Source organism: Pseudomonas sp. BAV 4579 (genome assembly GCF_009765395.1).
GTDB lineage: Bacteria > Pseudomonadota > Gammaproteobacteria > Pseudomonadales > Pseudomonadaceae > Chryseomonas > Chryseomonas aestiva.
Genome location: NZ_WHOV01000033.1, coordinates 19,861 through 36,521 on the forward strand (window position 1 = coordinate 19,861; position 16,661 = coordinate 36,521).

The 16,661-nt window shown below is 67.0% G+C and carries 15 protein-coding genes, 2 pseudogenes and 1 riboswitch; of the genes and pseudogenes, 11 read left to right on the forward strand and 6 right to left on the reverse strand.

Going from position 1 to position 16,661, the window contains the following annotated elements; all coding sequences use genetic code 11:
* The first annotated feature begins 250 nt into the window (after positions 1-250).
* Together GSQ95_RS09075 and GSQ95_RS09080 are read left to right on the forward strand one after the other, a co-directional pair.
* Positions 251-1,612, forward strand: coding sequence for an MFS transporter (locus tag GSQ95_RS09075; protein WP_082066359.1), 1,362 nt, complete (start codon positions 251-253; stop codon positions 1,610-1,612).
* A gap of 151 nt (positions 1,613-1,763) precedes the next feature.
* Positions 1,764-2,834 carry a 2-isopropylmalate synthase gene (locus GSQ95_RS09080; protein ID WP_158893488.1) on the forward strand — a complete coding sequence of 357 codons (1,071 nt, stop codon included), beginning with the start codon at positions 1,764-1,766 and terminating at the stop codon, positions 2,832-2,834.
* Here GSQ95_RS09080 and GSQ95_RS09085 read toward each other — a convergent pair.
* Positions 2,815-3,603, reverse strand: coding sequence for a helix-turn-helix transcriptional regulator (locus tag GSQ95_RS09085; protein WP_178118434.1), 789 nt, complete (start codon positions 3,601-3,603; stop codon positions 2,815-2,817). The genes GSQ95_RS09080 and GSQ95_RS09085 overlap by 20 nt on opposite strands.
* A gap of 5 nt (positions 3,604-3,608) precedes the next feature.
* Positions 3,609-4,100 carry a MarR family winged helix-turn-helix transcriptional regulator gene (locus GSQ95_RS09090; protein WP_178118432.1) on the reverse strand — a complete coding sequence of 164 codons (492 nt, stop codon included), beginning with the start codon at positions 4,098-4,100 and terminating at the stop codon, positions 3,609-3,611.
* A 78-nt stretch (positions 4,101-4,178) separates the two neighbouring features.
* On the opposite strand from GSQ95_RS09090, the gene GSQ95_RS09095 reads away from it, so the two are divergent.
* The gene (locus GSQ95_RS09095; protein ID WP_256664519.1) at positions 4,179-5,393 is read left to right on the forward strand and encodes an MFS transporter; all 1,215 of its coding nucleotides are present in this window, start codon (positions 4,179-4,181) and stop codon (positions 5,391-5,393) included.
* On the opposite strand, the pseudogene GSQ95_RS26825 reads toward GSQ95_RS09095, so the two are convergent.
* A pseudogene (locus GSQ95_RS26825) lies at positions 5,390-6,152 on the reverse strand (histidine kinase dimerization/phospho-acceptor domain-containing protein); the annotation flags it as partial. The gene GSQ95_RS09095 and the pseudogene GSQ95_RS26825 overlap by 4 nt on opposite strands.
* A 4-nt stretch (positions 6,153-6,156) precedes the next feature.
* On the opposite strand from GSQ95_RS26825, the pseudogene GSQ95_RS26460 reads away from it, so the two are divergent.
* Positions 6,157-6,348 (forward strand): annotated as a pseudogene (locus GSQ95_RS26460) (cytochrome B); the annotation flags it as partial.
* Here GSQ95_RS26460 and GSQ95_RS09110 read toward each other — a convergent pair.
* Complete coding sequence (locus GSQ95_RS09110; protein WP_158893484.1) at positions 6,345-7,283, reverse strand: cation diffusion facilitator family transporter; 939 nt, start codon at positions 7,281-7,283, stop codon at positions 6,345-6,347. The pseudogene GSQ95_RS26460 and the gene GSQ95_RS09110 overlap by 4 nt on opposite strands.
* A gap of 242 nt (positions 7,284-7,525) precedes the next feature.
* Here GSQ95_RS09110 and GSQ95_RS09115 point away from each other — a divergent pair, with 242 nt between their 5' ends.
* Together GSQ95_RS09115 and GSQ95_RS09120 are read left to right on the forward strand one after the other, a co-directional pair.
* Positions 7,526-8,404 carry a sulfatase-like hydrolase/transferase gene (locus tag GSQ95_RS09115; protein WP_256664520.1) on the forward strand — a complete coding sequence of 293 codons (879 nt, stop codon included), beginning with the start codon at positions 7,526-7,528 and terminating at the stop codon, positions 8,402-8,404.
* A gap of 119 nt (positions 8,405-8,523) precedes the next feature.
* Positions 8,524-9,066, forward strand: coding sequence for a cytochrome b (locus tag GSQ95_RS09120; protein WP_158893482.1), 543 nt, complete (start codon positions 8,524-8,526; stop codon positions 9,064-9,066).
* Here the strand turns inward: GSQ95_RS09120 and GSQ95_RS09125 are convergent.
* Both GSQ95_RS09125 and mntP read right to left on the reverse strand, forming a co-directional pair.
* Positions 9,063-9,899, reverse strand: a complete 837-nt coding sequence (locus GSQ95_RS09125; RefSeq protein WP_158893480.1) for a hypothetical protein — start codon at positions 9,897-9,899, stop codon at positions 9,063-9,065. The genes GSQ95_RS09120 and GSQ95_RS09125 overlap by 4 nt on opposite strands.
* Positions 9,899-10,471, reverse strand: coding sequence for a manganese efflux pump MntP (mntP, locus tag GSQ95_RS09130; RefSeq protein WP_158893478.1), 573 nt, complete (start codon positions 10,469-10,471; stop codon positions 9,899-9,901). Before mntP ends, GSQ95_RS09125 begins: the two co-directional genes overlap by 1 nt.
* A 5-nt stretch (positions 10,472-10,476) precedes the next feature.
* Positions 10,477-10,643, reverse strand: a riboswitch (yybP-ykoY riboswitch).
* A gap of 448 nt (positions 10,644-11,091) precedes the next feature.
* On the opposite strand from mntP, the gene pstS reads away from it, so the two are divergent.
* The 5 genes from pstS (at position 11,092) to GSQ95_RS09155 (ending at position 16,379) form a co-directional block, all read left to right on the forward strand.
* Entirely contained in the window at positions 11,092-12,105 is a 1,014-nt protein-coding gene (gene pstS / locus GSQ95_RS09135; protein ID WP_158893476.1) for a phosphate ABC transporter substrate-binding protein PstS, read from the forward strand.
* Between the two features lie 76 nt (positions 12,106-12,181).
* Positions 12,182-13,156 carry a phosphate ABC transporter permease subunit PstC gene (pstC, locus tag GSQ95_RS09140; protein WP_158893474.1) on the forward strand — a complete coding sequence of 325 codons (975 nt, stop codon included), beginning with the start codon at positions 12,182-12,184 and terminating at the stop codon, positions 13,154-13,156.
* Complete coding sequence (gene pstA / locus GSQ95_RS09145) at positions 13,156-14,031, forward strand: phosphate ABC transporter permease PstA (RefSeq protein ID WP_158893472.1); 876 nt, start codon at positions 13,156-13,158, stop codon at positions 14,029-14,031. The genes pstC and pstA overlap by 1 nt, the downstream gene beginning before the upstream one ends.
* Before the next feature lie 5 nt (positions 14,032-14,036).
* Entirely contained in the window at positions 14,037-14,801 is a 765-nt protein-coding gene (gene pstB, locus GSQ95_RS09150; RefSeq protein ID WP_044341611.1) for a phosphate ABC transporter ATP-binding protein PstB, read from the forward strand.
* Positions 14,802-15,092: 291 nt separating this feature from the next.
* Complete coding sequence (locus tag GSQ95_RS09155; RefSeq protein WP_158893470.1) at positions 15,093-16,379, forward strand: putative porin; 1,287 nt, start codon at positions 15,093-15,095, stop codon at positions 16,377-16,379.
* Positions 16,380-16,661 lie beyond the last annotated feature (282 nt).

Sequence of the window (16,661 nt, forward strand, 5' to 3'; positions counted from 1 at the left end):
ACGGCCCGAGGTGAGAAAGTGCCAGGCGCGTCACAGATTCTTCACGGCGCTATCCAGGGGCCGGGCGCGAGTGCCAAGGCGGGTTTGAGGGGCCCGGGTCTAGCCTCTTGAGAGATGTCTGACCACTCTGCTTTGGGTGGATTGACACCTTCGAAAGTCACTCATACGATGTCATATGAATATCTGGTAACAGCTTTCCAACGACCCCGGTTCACGCCGGTCAATAACAACAAGTCAGGAAGCCCATTCAATGACTATCCAGGTCACTCCCGAGACGGAGTCCGCCCTGCGGCCGCAGGTCCCGCCCGTCGCCGCTACCCAGCAAGCCTCCCGCATCACCCGCTACCGCTGGCTGATCTGCGCCCTGCTGTTCATCGCCATCGGCATCAACTACATCGATCGCCAGATGATCGGCATCCTCAAGCCCACGCTGCAGGCGGACCTGGGCTGGACGGAGACCGACTACGCCAAGATCGTGTTCTGGTTCCAGTGCGCCTACGCCATCGGCTTCCTGACCTTTGGCCGCATCATCGACAAGGTCGGGGTGCGCATCGGCTATGCCCTGGCCTTCACCATCTGGACCATCGCCAGCATCGGTCACGGCATCGCCCATACCGTCACCCACTTCGTGCTGGTGCGCTTCACTCTCGGCTTCGGCGAGTCCGGCAGCTTTCCGGCCAGCCTTAAGGCGGTGTCGGAATGGTTTCCGCAAAAGGAACGTGCCCAGGCCACCGGGCTGTTCAACGCCGGCACCGCCATGGGCCCGATCATCACACCTTTGCTGGTTCCGGCCATCACCCTGGCCTGGGGCTGGCGCGCGGCCTTCATCTCCATCGGCATCGTCACCGCCCTGTGGCTGATCGCCTGGCTGCTGATCTATCGCCGTCCCCACGAGCACCCCAAGGTAAGTCGTGAAGAGCTGGCCTACATCCAGGCCGACGACGGCTCCCCGGTGGCGGCCACCCCGAGCGCCCCGACCAAGATCTCCTGGTTCAAGCTGCTGACCTTCCGCGAGACCTGGGCCTATGCCGCCGGCAAGTTCCTCACCGATCCGATCTGGTGGCTGTACCTGTTCTGGCTGCCGGACTTCCTCGGCAAGACCTACGGCCTGAATCTGAAATCCTTCGGTCCGCCGCTGATCGCCATCTACATCCTCGCCGACATCGGTTCGGTGATGGGCGGCTGGGGCTCCTCCAAGCAGATGAAGCTGGGCCGCAGCGCCAACCTGGCGCGCAAGACCACCATGCTGCTCTGCGCCCTGGCGGTCGTGCCCATCGTCACCGCCCAGTTCGTCTCCAGCCTCTGGCTGGTGGTCGGCATCATCGGCCTCGCCGCCGCGGCCCACCAGGCCTGGTCGGCCAACCTGATGACGCTGCCGTCGGACCTCTTCCCCAAGGAAGCCGTGGCCTCGGTGATCGGCATCGGCGGTACCGCCGGCGCCATCGGCGGCATGCTGATGACCACCTACAACGGCTACATCCTGGAGATCTTCAAGTCCTACCAGCCGATCTTCATCGTCGCCGGCAGTGCCTACCTGGTGGCCATCGTGGTCATCCATGTGCTCACGCCACGACTCAAGCCGGTGCCGCTGGAGCGCATCGCGGTGGGCTGATCAGGGGTCGCTGACAAAGAAGCCGCCGGGGCCTACCCCGGCGGCTTTTTTTCGCCCGTCGCTGTCCGGATCGCGCAGGGGGCTGTCCTGCTCGCGAGCGCAGCGGACCGGTGGGGCGGTCAGACTCTGAGGCCCAGCCCTGGAGTCCCCCATGCTCAAGCAACCCCAGACCAAGTACCGCGCCTTCGCCGCGCCCTCGTTACCCGACCGCCAATGGCCGGGCCGTCAGCTGACCCAGGCACCGCGCTGGTGCTCGACCGATCTGCGTGACGGCAACCAGGCACTGATCGAGCCCATGGGGCTGGAGCGCAAGCGGCGCTTCTTCGCCCTGTTGCTGGCGATCGGCTACCGGGAAATCGAGGTGGCCTTTCCGGCGGCGTCCCAGACCGACTTCGATTTCGTGCGCGAACTGGTCACCGCGGACGGCCTGCCGGACGATCTCTGGCTGCAGGTGATGACGCCGGCACGCAGCGAACTGATCGAGCGCACCTTCGCGGCCCTGGTCGGGGCACCCCGCGCCATCGTTCATCTCTACAATGCCACCGCGCCGCTGTTTCGTCGGGTGGTGTTCGACCAGGATCGCGCCGCCACCCTGGCCATGGCGGTGGCCGGTACCCGGCGGGTGCGTGCCCTGTGCGACGCCCAGCCGGAGACGGCCTGGATCTATCAGTATTCCCCCGAAACCTTCTGCTTCACCGAAGCGGACTTCGCCCTGGAGATCTGCCAGGCGGTGCGCGAGGCCTGGCAGCCTTCGGCGGAGCGGCCGCTGATCCTCAATCTGCCGGCGACGGTGGAAGTGGCCACGCCCAATGTCTATGCCGATCAGATCGAGGGCTTCATCCGCGGCCTGGGTCCGGCGCCCCACGTGACCATCAGCGTGCATCCGCACAACGACCGTGGCACCGGCGTCGCCTGCGCCGAACTGGCCCAGCTGGCCGGGGCCACGCGGGTGGAGGGCTGCCTGTTCGGCAATGGCGAGCGCACCGGCAACGTCGACCTGGTGACCCTGGCGCTGAATCTCTACAGCCAGGGGATCACGCCGGGGATCGACTTCTCTCGTCTGGAGGAGGTGGCCAGCGTGGTGGAAGCCTGCAACCAGCTGACCATCCATCCGCGCCATCCCTATGGCGGTCGCCTGGCCCTGGCCGCCAATACCGAGCAGGGCGCGGCCCTGGGACTCGTCGATCCGGCCGAGCTGGAACTCAGGGCGCGGCGGGGCTGACCGCGTCGGGCAGACCCGCCTGGCCGCGGTACGCCGAGGGCGATACCCCCAGCACCTGGCGGAAACGGGTGGCGAAGGCGCTGGGGCTGGCGTAGCCGTGGTCCAGGGCGACGTCGACGATGGCGTGGCCGGCGGCCAGGGAGGTCAGGCTGGAATCCAGTCGCGCCCGTTGCAGCCACTGGCCGAAGGTCAGGCCGGTCTCCTTGAGGAACAGTCGGCTCAGGGTGCGCTCGCTGACCGCCAGTCGCGCGGCGGCGCCGGTCAGCGTCCAGCGTTCGCCCGGGTGCTGGCGCAGGTGGCGGCAGAGTTCAGCGAGGGTGGCATCCACCGGCCAGGGCAGGTGCAGTCCGGCGGTGGGCGAGCCCTGCAACTCGTCGAGCATCAGCTGCAGAATATGGTGGGCGCGCCCTTCGGCAAGTCTGTCGGCAGGCAGGGGCAGGGCGGCCAGGATGAGTTCGCGCAGGAGCGGCGAGACGGCGATCAGCTGGCAGCGCGTCGGCAGCTCGGCCCGTACCTGCGGATCGACGAACAGGGTGCGTACCTCGACGCGGCCCAGCAACTGCAGGTCGTGCTCTTCGCCGGCGGGCACCCAGACGCCCCGTCCGGGCGGCACCACCCAGCGTCCCTGGGCGGTGTTGACGATCACGATGCCGCAGAGCGCATGGATCAGCTGCGCCTGGCGATGGCTATGGGGCGGCACCCGTTCGCCATGGGCATAGTCCTGGGCCACGGCATGCAAGCCGTTGCACGAGCTGAAGTCGATGAGCATGGCCGTCAAGACGCGCGGCCAGCCAGCCACTTGCCCAGCAGCGCATCCAGCTGCCGCTGCTCGGCTTCACTAAGCGTCGCCAGAGCCCGGCGTTCGTTGTCGACGTGGGCGGTCATCAGGCCATCGATCAGGGCGAAGCCGTCCGCGGTGAGGGCCACCAGGGTACTGCGGCGATCCTCGGGGTTCCTGCGCCGCTCGATCAGGCCGGCTCGCTCCAGGCGGTCGAGGCGATTGGTCATGCCGCCCGAGGAGATCATGGCCGACTCATAGAGCACCGTGGGACTCAGGGCATAGGGCTCGCCCGCTCGCCTCAGGGTGGCCAGGACATCGAACTCGCCATAGTGCAGTCGGTGCTCGTCGAAGAAAGGCTGCAGCACATCGCGATTGAGCACCTGGGCTATTTCACCCAGGCGGCCCACCAGGCGCATGGGCAGGGCATCCAGGTCGGGGCGCTCGCGATGCCACTGGTCCACGGCGAATTCGGCGCGATCGGCCATCGGCTTACCTCGGGAATATATCTTGATGTTAAGATACTTCTCATCAAGAGAAATACCGCGTCATTCTGGAGATTGTCCATGCTTTCCGCTTCACCTTCATCCCCGACCACACCCGCACCGCGCCAGGATGCCTTTCTCGCCGTGCTGCTGGTGCTGCTGGTCGGCCTCAACCTCAGACCCATCCTCGCCGCCATCGGTCCGCTGCTGGATGGCATCCAGGCCGCGACCGGCCTGGAAGGTGGCGGCGCCGGGGCGCTGACCACCCTGCCCATCGCCGCCATGGGTCTCTGCGCCCTGGGCGGCGCTCGCCTGCAGGCCTGGCTCGGCGAGCGCCGTGGCATCGCCCTCGGCCTGCTGCTGCTGGCCCTGGCCAATGCGCTGCGCTGGCAACAGCCGAGCGGCCTGGGACTGATCCTCACCGCCGGTCTGGGCGGCGTCGGCATTGCCCTGGTTCAGGCGCTGATCCCCGCCTATATCCGCCGCTGCTATCCGCAGCGCACCAGCACCCTGATGGGCCTCTACACCACCGGCATCATGGGTGGCGCGGCCGTGGCGGCGGCCACTGCCGCGCCCCTGGCCGAACAGTGGGGCTGGGCCCAGGGCCTGGCGCTCTGGACCCTGCCGGTGCTGCTGGCGCTCGGCGTCTGGCTGGCCCTGGCGCGTCCGGATGCGCCGGCGCAGCACGCGGCACCCCGCGCGCACCCCTGGCGGCAACGCCAGGCCTGGCTGCTGCTGGCCTTCTTCGGCATCGGTACCGCCGCCTATACCCTGGTGCTGGCCTGGCTGCCGCCGTACTACACCGGCCTCGGCTGGCAACCGGCCGACAGCGGCCTGCTGCTGGGCGGCGTGAGTCTCGCCGAGGTCAGCGCCGGCCTGCTGCTGTCGGCCACCATCGCCCGGCTGCGCAATCGCCGGCCGCTGGTGCTGGGGGTGCTCGGCGTGGTGCTGGTGGGGTTGCTGTGCCTGGCACTGGCGCCGCTGCAACTGGCGGTGCCGACCGCCATCCTGCTCGGCCTGGGCATCGGCGCGCTGTTTCCGCTGTCGCTGATCCTGGCGATGGACCAGGTGCGCGATCCCGCCGAAGCCGGTGCCTTGCTCGGTTTCGTCCAGGGCGGTGGCTATCTGATCGCCAGCCTGGCGCCGCTGGCCGCCGGCATCCTGCGCGACCAGCTGGACAGCCTGGCCAATGCCTGGCTGCTGATGGCGGTGGGCGTGGTGCTGCTGATGGGCCTCGGCCTGCGCCTGACCCGAACCGCTCGGCCGGTCCTGGCGCGCGGTTGCCAGCAGGCCTAGCCCGCGTGCGGCAGGCGCAACTCCACGCAGAAGCCGCCCCGCGCCCGATTGCTGAAGCTCAGGGCACCGCCCAGGCGGCGGGTGATGGTCTCGACGATGGCCAGCCCCAGCCCGGCGCCCTGGGGGTTCCAGGCGCGCCAGGGTCAGCAGCTGGCTGGCCAGGCGGGTGGCCCGGCTCACGCCCTGGCGCAGATAGCCCAGGGCTTCGTCGCGTTCTTCCGCGGTCTCGGCGTGCTGGGCGTTCTGCGCATGCAGGTCGAGGATCGCCAGGGGCGTACGCAATTCGTGGGCGGCATCGGCGATGAAGCGCCGCTCGCGATCGAGCAGGGCGCGCAACTGGGCGAGCTGGTGATTCAGGGCGCCACGCATGGGTTGCAACTCCGGCGGCAGCGGGCCGCCCGGCAGCGCTGCCAGGCTGTGCGGGTCGCGCGCGCGCAGGCCGCGGGCGAAGTCCTGCAGCGGTCGCAGGCCCCAGCCCAGCAGCAGCCAGAGCATCCCGACCAGCAGCGGCAGGCCCACCAGGGTCGGCCAGAGGGTATGGCTGACGATGCGCTGGATCAGGTCCTGGCGCAGGTCCTCGCGCTCGCCGACCCAGATGCGCAGGCCGCCCTCGGCGGTACGCACCAGCATCCCGCACCATTCGCGTCCGTTGTCGAACACCTCGTGCAGCCCTTCCGGCGGCACCTCGGTCAGCCGCGGCGCATTGCCGGAACGAGCCAGCAACTGACCATCGGCGGTCCAGATCTGGAAGGTCACCTGGTTCGAGGTGGATGCCCTCTGGGGCGCCGACTGGCCCGCAGACCTGCACGCGCTGTTCGCCAACGCCCTGCTGGCGCTGGTCTGCCTGTATGCCGTGGCCGCCGTGGTGGAAAGCCTGCGGGTGGGCGACAACCTGCCGCTGTCGATGCTGACCGATCGCCGCCGCCCGCTGGATGAGTCTTCCCCGCGTGACTAGGCGCAGTGCCCGTCGAGGGTGCCGGGCGGATCCACCTGTACCGTCACGTGCTGCAGGCCGTGGCGACTGCGCAGCAGCTCGCCCACCAGGGTCGGCAGATGCAGGGGGTCGCTGCCCGGCGCCGGGGTGATGTGCAGGGTGGCGATGCGGGTTTCGTCGGTCAGCGTCCAGACGTGCAGATGGCCCACCTCGGCCACCTCCGGCAGGGCGCGGACCGCCGCCGTGGCGCCGGCCGTGTCGAATTCCCGCGGCGCCGCCTGCAAGAGCACCGCGCCGGCATCGCGCACCAGGGTCCAGGCCGATTTGACGATGAGCAGGGCGACCAGGATCGACAGCGCCGGATCCAGCCAGGTCCAGCCGGTCCAGAGGATGCCCAGGGCGGCGAGGATGGCGCCCACCGAACCCAGCAGGTCACCGGCCACATGGAGCAGGGCGCCGCGCAGGTTGCTGTCGTCCTTGTGGCCGCTGTTGAGCACCACGAAGCCGACGATATTGACCACCAGGCCGATCACCGCCACCACCAGCATGGGGCCGGAGAGGACCTCGGTGGGCTCGCGCAGCCGCATCATGGCTTCCCAGCCGATCCACAGCACCAGCAGCAGCAGGGCGACGCCATTGGTCAGGGCTGCAAGGATGCGTACCCGGTGGAAGCCATAGGTGAAGCGCGCATTGGCCGCCTTGGCCGCCACGCGGTAGGCCACCAGGGCCAGCAGCAGGGCCGCGGCATCCGAGACCATGTGCCCGGAATCGGCGATCAGCGCCAGGGAGCCGGACCACCAGCCGCCCACGGCCTGGACGATGGCGTAGCCAAAGGTCAGGACGAAGACCAGCTTGAGCTTGCGCTCGTTGGCGGCGGTCACCCGCGGGGCGTGGGAGTGACCATGGCCATGCTGATGATCGTGATCGTGATCGTGGTGAGGGGTGGAGCCACTCATCTACAGGTCTCCGAAGCGTTGAGGAGGCAGAGGGCAAAGGCCCTTTGCTGACCATCCTGAAGCCTGAAGTGACTTCAGGGTCAAGCCGGTCGGCTGGTATCTGACCCTCGGTTAATCTGTTACTGGGCATGAGCCGCTAAGACTTCATTAAGGTTCGCCCCTCAGGGTAGCGGCTTCCTGTCGCTGGAGCCCGCCATGCCCGCTTGCCTTTGCCTTTCCTCGCGCGTGCGCAGGGCACCCTGATGCTGCTCGCAGCCTTCTCTCGCCCCCGCGCCTCGGGCTGGCGGCCCTGGCGCAATCTGCTGCTCCTGAGCAGTCTGAGTTGCCTGCTGTTGCTGGCCGACGACGTCCTGCAGCAAGGCTTCACGCCAACCAACCAACCGCGCCGAGCTGGAAGCGGGCTATGTCGCCGCGCTCTGGGTGTTCAGCCTGGCGCTCTGGCTGAGCAACCTGCCGCACCTGGCGGCGGTCATCCTGCTGGGGTTCGCCCTGATGCAGTTGCTGCAGCTGGGCAACCTGAGTTTCTTCGGCGAGCCGCTCAGCGCCAGGATCGCGCCCTGCTGGAGATCCTCGACGAGCAGCAGTGGGCGCCGCGCAACTTCGTGGTGCTCAACCTGCGCACCGCGCACCTGCCCTATGCGCAGAACTACCGGCACGAGAGCACCCCGGCGCCCTGGCCGGATAGCGGGGCCGAGGGCCAGGCCAATGCCTATGACAATTCCCTGCACTACCTCGACGGCCTGCTCGCCGAGATCCTCGCCGATTTCGATCGCCTGGACGGTGAGCGCTATCTGATCATCACCGGCGATCACGGCCAGCGGCTGGGGGAGGGCGGTCACTGGGGGCACAACGATCTGGTGCCCGAGGTCAGCGACGTGCCGGTGATCGTGGTGGCGCGGGACGCCCCGCCCCAACCCCTGGCCGAGCTGCAGGGCGAGCCTGGATCAGCCACTACGAGGCCGGCAGCTGGCTGGCGGAGCGCCTGGGGACCCGCCTCGACAATCCCAATCGCCGCCCCGAGGAGTACTTCGTCCATGGCAAGCTCCTGTTCAGCGACAATTTCGTGCAGCGCGTCTGCGAATCGCCCACCGGCCTGGTGCACCAGCCGCCGCAGCAGTTGAGCACGCTGCTGCTGGATACCGCGGAAAACCCCTGTGGCTAGGGCCTTGCACCCATACCTTCAACCCCCGGGCGCCGCTACACTGCCGGCGCCTCTTCACCTCAGTAGCAGGATCCCGTCATGCCTTCCGCTTCTGCTGTTTCCCGCTATGCGCGCAGCGCCCGGCTGCTGCACTGGCTCATGGCCCTGCTGGTACTGCTGGCCTATGGACTGATCCTCAATCGCGGGCAGTTCGAGCGGGGCTCGCTGGAGCGCCAGTGGGTGGTGCTCAGCCATTTCTGGGTCGGCCTGCTGGTCCTGGCGCTGGTCCTGCCGCGGCTGCTGGTGCGCCATCGCCATCCGGTACCGCCGATCACGCCGCCGCTGGCAAAGAGCCTGGAGACCGTCGGCCGGCTGACCCACTACGGGCTCTATGCCTTTCTGCTGGCCCAGCCGCTGCTCGGACTCTTCACCGTCTGGCTGACCATCGGCGCGGTCAAGATCCCTTCCAGCACCTGGGCGCTGCCTTCGCCCTTCCCGGTGGACCCGGAGCTGGCGAAGACGCTCAAGGGCGTGCACCTCTGGCTGGGCAAGGCCTTCTACTGGGTGATCGGCCTGCACATGCTGGCCGCGCTCTGGCATCACCTGGTGCGCAAGGACGATACCCTGAAGCGCATGCGCTAACGCGGCTCGAGGGCGATGATGCGGTTGCGTCCGCCTTCGGCCAGCAGATAGCCGTCGCCCCGTGGCAGCAAGGCCTGGGGGGCGCGCAGGAAGGTCAGGATGGCGCGCGGGGCTGACTGGCGATCCCAGAGCAGCAGGCGGGCGCGGTGGGTGGAGTCTTCGCTGATCCACAGGCCGCGCCGGTCGCAGAGCAGAAAGCTCGGCTCGCGCAGCTCGCTCAGCGCCGGCGGATCACGGCCGTCGTCGCTCAGCTGGCGCACCAGGCCGCGGGCTTTCTCGGTATAGAAGGCAGTGCCATCCGGGCAGCGGGTAAAGGACTCCGCCTCGTCCAGGTGGTCGCGCAGCACGGTCAGGCTGCCATCGGCGGCGTCGTAGCGCAGCAGGCGCCCTTCGCCCTTGCGGTCTTCCACGGCATAGAGGCGTTCGCCTTCGGCCCAGAGGCCCTGGGCGTTGATCCCGGTGAACAGATCGCGACTGCCGGCGGCGTCGAACCAGCGGATGGGATGGGTGCCACCTTCCTGGCTGTAGGCGAAACCGTTGCGGTAGGGCACCAGGCCATCGGGCTTGTACAGCCCCTCGCTGAGTACGCTGCGTCGGCCCTGGGCATCGATGCGCAGCAGCCGGCCCTTGCCGTCCTTGAGTTCTTCCGCGGTGAGCAGGGCATCGCCCTGCCAGGCCAGGGCACTGGCCTTGGCGATATCGGCGTAGACCACCTCATAGCGCCAGCCCTGAGCGGCCTGGGCCGGCCAGAAGCGCTGCCAGGCGAGAAAGCCCGAGGCTGCCAGCAGCAGGGCGGCGAGGACGAGGAGGGCGCTACGCCAGGGCCGCGCCATCAGCTGGCCACGGCGGCCAGATGCTCATGGAGGATGGCCGCGCCGATCACGATCAGCACCACGCCACCGAGCATCTCCGCGCGCTTGCCGACCAGATTGCCCATCACCCGGCCCAGCATCACCCCGGTGGTGACCATGATCATGGTGGCGAGGCCGATGGCCAGGGCGGCGGTGATGATGTTGACGTCGATGAAGGCCAGGCCCACGCCGACGGCGAGGGCATCGATGCTGGTGGCCACGGCGGTCAGGGCGAGCAGCATGAAGGAATGCTGGCGGGGCCTTTCCTCTTCGGCCTCGGGCGCGCCGAAGCCGGCCCAGATCATGCGCAGGCCGAGCACGGTGAGCAGGGTGAAGGCGATCCAGTGATCCCAGGGCTGGACGTACTGGGCGGCGGTGAGGCCGACGGCCCAGCCGATCACCGGGGTGATGGCTTCGATGACGCCGAAGATGGCGCCGGTACGCAGGGCTTCGCGCAGGCAGGGCTTGTGCAGGCTGGCACCCTTGCCGACGGCGGCGGCAAAGGCATCGGTGGACATGGCGAAGGCCAGGAACATCAGGGAAGCGGGATTCATCGTGACAGCGCCGGCCGGGCTCGATCCACAAGGCACCCCCGCACGCCCGGCATGGCGCGGTGATGCCTCTGGTCTCGCCAACCCTGACTGGCTGTCCTGACCACGGCAGTTGCCGAGTATGTTGATCAGGACGCTTTCCACCGCGGTGGAAGCAGGCTACTCCCCAAAGAGGCCGCCACCTTACCCATCCGGATAGAGAAAGTCTATCTTGTAGATAGTTCTAATATATATAGCCTTGGCTAAATTCTGCTGCCAAGCCGCCCGCACGGATGCGCCAAAAGGCCTGCAAGGCCCGTCATAGCTGGATCGTGGCCACGGCACAGGCTGCTGAGACGACCGCGGGCGGCAGACAGGCATGTCGTCTGCTGACCACCGGAGGTCGCCTGTAGAGGCTGGCCGGGACGAGGGAGAACCCTCTGCCATGCGCAGTGCGGGGTGGATTGTCGAAGCGGTCTGCTGCGCGGCCCAGGCGCGGACACCTTGGCTTGCCAACGCAGGGGCGGTCGCCGCCGCCCGCAATGATGGCGCTCTGCCGTCCCTGTTTCGTCATGCCGCTGACACTTAATTGTCACATTTCGGCAATAGCCTAGCGCCAGCCCTCACTAGGTAATGGAGCCACCATGAAACGCACGTTCAGCCTCTCTCTGTTGTTGTCGGCCTTTTGCCTGAGCACCGCCGCTCACGCCGTGGATGTCACGGGCGCCGGCTCGAGCTTCGTCTTCCCCGTTCTGTCGAAGTGGTCGCAAGGCTTCAGCGAGAAGACTGGCAACCGTATCAACTATCAGTCCATCGGCTCCGGCGGCGGCATCGCCCAGATCAAGGCCGGCACCGTGGACTTCGGCGCCACCGACGCCCCCATGAGCAGCGACGACCTGCAGAAGGGCGGTCTGGGCCAGTTCCCCACCATCATTGGCGGCATCGTGCCGGTGATCAACGTGGAAGGCATCGAGCCCGGCAAGCTGAAGCTCGACGGTCCGACCATGGCCAAGATCTTCATGGGCGAGATCAAGACCTGGAACGACCCGGCCATCGCCGCGCTGAACCCCGGCATGAAGCTGCCTGAAGGCGCCATCACCGTGGTGCGTCGTTCCGACGGCTCCGGCACCTCCTACAACTTCACCAACTACCTGGCCAAGGTCAGCCCGGAGTGGAAGGAGAAGTTCAACTTCGGCACCACCGTCAACTGGCCGGTCGGTGTGGGTGGCAAGGGTAACGAGGGTATCGCCGCCTACGTGAAGCAGATCAAGGGCTCCATCGGCTACGTCGAGTACGCCTATGCGCTGACCAACAAGATGACCCACGTGCAGCTGAAGAACGCCGCCGGCAACTTCGTGCAGCCCGAAGCCAAGAGCTTCCAGGCCGCCGCCGCCACCGCCGACTGGAAGAGCGCCAAGGACTTCAACCTGCTGATGACCAACGCCCCGGGCGCCGACGCCTGGCCGATCACCGCCACCACCTGGATCGTGATGTACAAGGAACCCAAGAACGAAGAGCGCAGCAAGGTCGCCTTCGACTTCTTCAAGTGGTCCCTTGAGCATGGCCAGAAGGATGCCGCGGCCCTGGATTACGTCCCGGTCCCGGACACCCTGGTCAAGCAGATCGAAGGCTACTGGGCGTCCGACTTCAAGAAGTAAGCACGACTGTTCCGCCGCCTGGATCCCCTGGGGTCCAGGCGGTTTCGCGCGTCCTTCCAGGTAGACGGAAAGCTCCATGACCGACCAGACCCTGCCCCTCTCCGCCGTTCAGGAACAGCGCATCCGCCGGGATACCCGCGCCGATGTCTGGTTCCGCCGGCTGCTGTTTTCCGCCGCGCTGCTGGTACTGCTGGTACTGGTCGGCGCCGCCGCGTCCACCCTCTGGGGCGGTCGCCACGCCTTCATGACCTTCGGCCTGGACTTCATCACCTCGGCCGAGTGGGATGTCGGTGCCGAGAAGTTCGGCGCCCTGGTGCCCATCTACGGCACCCTGATGACCTCCTTCATCGCCCTGCTGCTGGCCGTGCCCACCGCCTTCGGCATCGCCCTGTTCCTCTCGGAGATCGCGCCGCCCTGGCTGCGCAGCCCGGTGGCCACCGCGGTCGAGCTGCTGGCGGGCATTCCCTCGATCATCTACGGCATGTGGGGCCTGTTCGTCTTCGGCCCCTTCATGGCCGCCTACATCTCGCCCTTCATCAACGACTACCTCGGCGCCATCCCGGTGATCGGGGTGCTGTTCCAGGGCCCGCCGCTGGGCATCGGCATGCTGACCGCCGGCATCATCCTGGCGATCATGATCCTGCCCTTCATCACCTCGGTGATGTACGAGGTGTTCCGCAGCGTCCCGGCCCAGCTCAAGGAATCGGCCTACGCACTGGGTTCCACCACCTGGGAAGTCTGCTGGGACATCGTGCTGCCCTACACCCGCTCGGCGGTGGTCGGCGGCGCCTTCCTCGGCCTGGGCCGCGCCCTGGGCGAGACCATGGCGGTGACCTTCGTGCTGGGCAACGCCCACCAGTTCTCCCTCTCGCTGATGATGCCGAGCAGCTCCATCGCCTCGGTGATCGCCAACGAATTCAACGAGGCCTACACCGATCTGCACCGCTCTTCGCTGATCGCCCTGGGCTTCCTGCTGTTCGTGGTGACCTTCTTCGTGCTGCTGGCGGCACGGCTGATGCTGACGCAACTGTCGCGCAAGGCAGGTAACTGATGCACATCGACGCCTATCTCTATCGCAAGCGGCGGATCAAGAACGGCCTCGCGCTGATCTTTGGCAGCGCCGCCGCCGTGCTCGGCCTGGGTTTCCTGGCCTGGATCCTCGGCACCACCCTGATCAAGGGCGTCAGCGCCCTGAGCCCGGCCCTCTTCGTCGAGATGACGCCGCCGCCCGGTGCCGCCGAAGGCGGTCTGGCCAACGCCCTGTTCGGCAGCGTGCTGATCACCCTGCTGGCCACCGCCATCGGCGCGCCCATCGGCATCCTCGCCGGGCTCTGGCTGGCCGAATACGCCCGCCACTCCAAGCTCGGTCTGGTGGTGCGTTTCGTCAACGACATCCTGCTGTCGGCGCCGTCGATCGTCATCGGCCTGTTCATCTACACCGCCGTGGTGGTGACGCTGAACCAGTACTCCGGTGGCAGCCTGGGCTTCTCCGGTTTCGCCGGCTCCCTGGCGCTGGCCATGCTGGTGGTGCCGGTGGTGACCCGTACCACCGACGAGATGATGCAGCTGCAGCCGCCGGCCATGCGCGAAGCGGCGCTGGCCCTGGGCATTCCCCAGTGGAAGGTGACCCTGCAGATCCTGCTGCGCGCCTCCCGCGCCGGCGTGGTGACCGGGGTGCTGCTGTCCATCGCCCGCATCACCGGCGAGACCGCACCGCTGCTGTTCACCGCCTTCGGCAACCAGTACTGGAACGCCGACGTGCTCAAGCCCATGGCCACCGTGCCGGTGACCATCTTCCAGTTCGCCATGAGTCCGTTCGAGAACTGGCAGCACCTGGCCTGGGCCGGCGCCCTGCTGCTGACCCTGTTCGTGCTGCTCCTGAACCTCTCCTCTCGCTTCTTCTTTCGTAACCGGGATTCCAAGTGACTACCATGCAGACGCAGATACCGGAACTGCAGGCGCGCGACGTCGGCTTCCGTTACAAGGGCCACCAGGCGCTCAAGTCGATCAACCTGGACATCGCGGCCAAGCAGATCACCGCCATCATCGGCCCGTCCGGATGCGGCAAGTCCACGCTGCTGCGCATCTTCAACCGCATCTACTCGGAATACCCGGGGCTGGAAGCGAGCGGCGAGATCCTCATGGACGGGGAGAACATCCTCGATCCCAAGTACTCGCTGAGCCGCCTGCGCAGCACCATCGGCATGGTGTTCCAGAAGCCGGTGCCCTTCCCGATGTCGATCGCCGACAACGTCGCCTACGGCATCCGCCACCACGAGCGCCTGTCCCGCGTGGAGCTGCAGGATCGCGTCGAGCAGGCGCTGCGCGGCGCGGCGCTGTGGGACGAGGTCAAGGACAAGCTCAACCAGAGTGCCCTGGGTCTCTCCGGCGGTCAGCAGCAGCGGCTGTGTATCGCCCGCACCATCGCCCTGCGTCCGCGGGTGCTGCTGCTGGACGAGCCGACCTCGGCCCTGGACCCCATCTCCACCGCGCGCATCGAGCAGTTGCTGGCCGAGCTCAAGCAGGAGTTCACCGTGGTCATCGTCACCCACAACATGCAGCAGGCGGCGCGCTGCTCCGACGTCACCGCCTTCATGTACCTGGGCGAGCTGATCGAAGTGGACAAGACCGACAAGATCTTCACCAAGCCGGACAAGAAGCAGACCGAGGACTACATCACCGGTCGCTTCGGCTGAGGATTTCGCCGGCACTCGGCAAGGCCACTCCCCGGAGTGGCCTTTTTCTTGGGCGGTCGGAAATCGCCGGGCCAGGGCGTCCGCTCAGCGTGTTCCATTCCGAGCCACTGCCGAGCCGTCCAAGATGAATGAAGATTTGATTAAATTTTTCTTTATATTCAATGGCTTGAATTAAAAGCTTTATCTTCCTGCAAGCAAAATGACATCTCTTCTGCCGAGACTGACCCAGCTTCGTGACGGGCTGCTCTGCCAGCCATCACTCCCTGGATAGTCTTGCAAGGAGATCTGCCGATGTCTGTTAACCCTTATCGATTCACGGCGCTGTTCTCGGGCGTGCTCCTGGCCACCTGCTCGGCCGCCGCGAATGCCGCGGTCGATGAGAAGCTGCTCGACATGCTCAAGGCCAACGGCTCCATCACCCCCGCCCAGTACGCTGAATTGCGCGGCGATCTGCAGCAGGAGCAGCAGGCGCGCGCCGCCCAGGTCGCCCAGCAGCAGAAGACCTCCGACTTCGAGAAGAAGCTGGCCTGGGCCGCCAAGACCCAGATCAAGGGCGATGTGCGGGTGCGCCACGAGAGCATCGACATCAGCGGCGAGCCGGACAACGGCCGCGACCGGGACCGCCAGCGCATCCGCGCGCGACTGGGCGCCTACAGCGAGATCAATCCGCAGGTGGACACCGGCATCCGCATCGCCACCGGCGGCGGCGACGATGCCCGCTCCACCAACCAGGACCTCAACGGCTACTTCAACAAGAAGCAGCTCTGGCTGGATCAGGCCTACATCGACTACCACCCCACGGCGCTGCCGAATCTGCATCTGGTGGGCGGCAAGATGGGCCAGCAGTGGGTCAGCACCGGCGATGTCATCTGGGACGCCGACATCAACTCCGAAGGCCTGGCCGGCACCTACAGATACGACCTGGGCGGCGGCGCCGAGCTGTTCGGCAGCACCGGCTACTACGTGCTCAAGGACAACGTCGACGGCGAAGGCTATGAATTCAAGCACGACCTGCGCCTCTACGCCGGCCAGCTCGGCAGCCGCTTCAACCTGGGCGACGCCGCCAAGCTGATGGTCGGTGGCAGCGTCTACGCCTACGACAAGGACCAGGACAGCACCTGCCCGACCACCGGCTCGGTCACCTCGCCCTGCGCCCTGGCGGTCAATGGCAACACCACCGACCGCTTCCAGCTCTACGAGGGCTTCGCCCAGCTGGACCTGACCAAGCTGTGGGTGCCGCTGTCCTTCTATGGCCAGTACGTGGTCAACGACAAGGCCGACGATGGCGAGGACACCGCCTGGCTGGTGGGCGCCAAGACCAAGCTGCTGCAGCGGGTCGGGCTGGAATACAACTACCGCGATGTCCAGCGCAATGCCGTGGTCGGTGCCTTCACCGACTCGGACTTCGGCAACGGCTCGACCGGGGCCCGCGGCCACAAGCTCAAGCTCGGCTACGACATCGACAAGAACTTCGGTGTCGGCCTGACCTACTTCCTCGCCGAGTCCGATACCGCCAGCCGCTTCCGCCGCGACGCCGACGTCAAGACCCTGCAGCTGGACCTGGAAGCCAAGTTCTAACCACGACCCTGAGGTCGTGCTCCTCTTGAACCGCCCTCGGGCGGTTCTTTTTTTGCCTGCTCGCCTGAAAAATGTTGGGCTTCGCTGCGCTCAACCCAACCTACGCCTGAGCCGCCTCGCCCCTACGCCGGAGCTGCTGCCTTTCCCCCTCTCCCGCTGGGAGAGGGTTGGGGTGAGGGTGTCTGGCCGCTGGGCTTCGCTGCGCTCAACCCAACCTACGCCGCCTTACCCCTGCGTCGGAGCTGGTGCTTTTCCCCCTCTCCCTCCGGGAGAGGGTTGGGG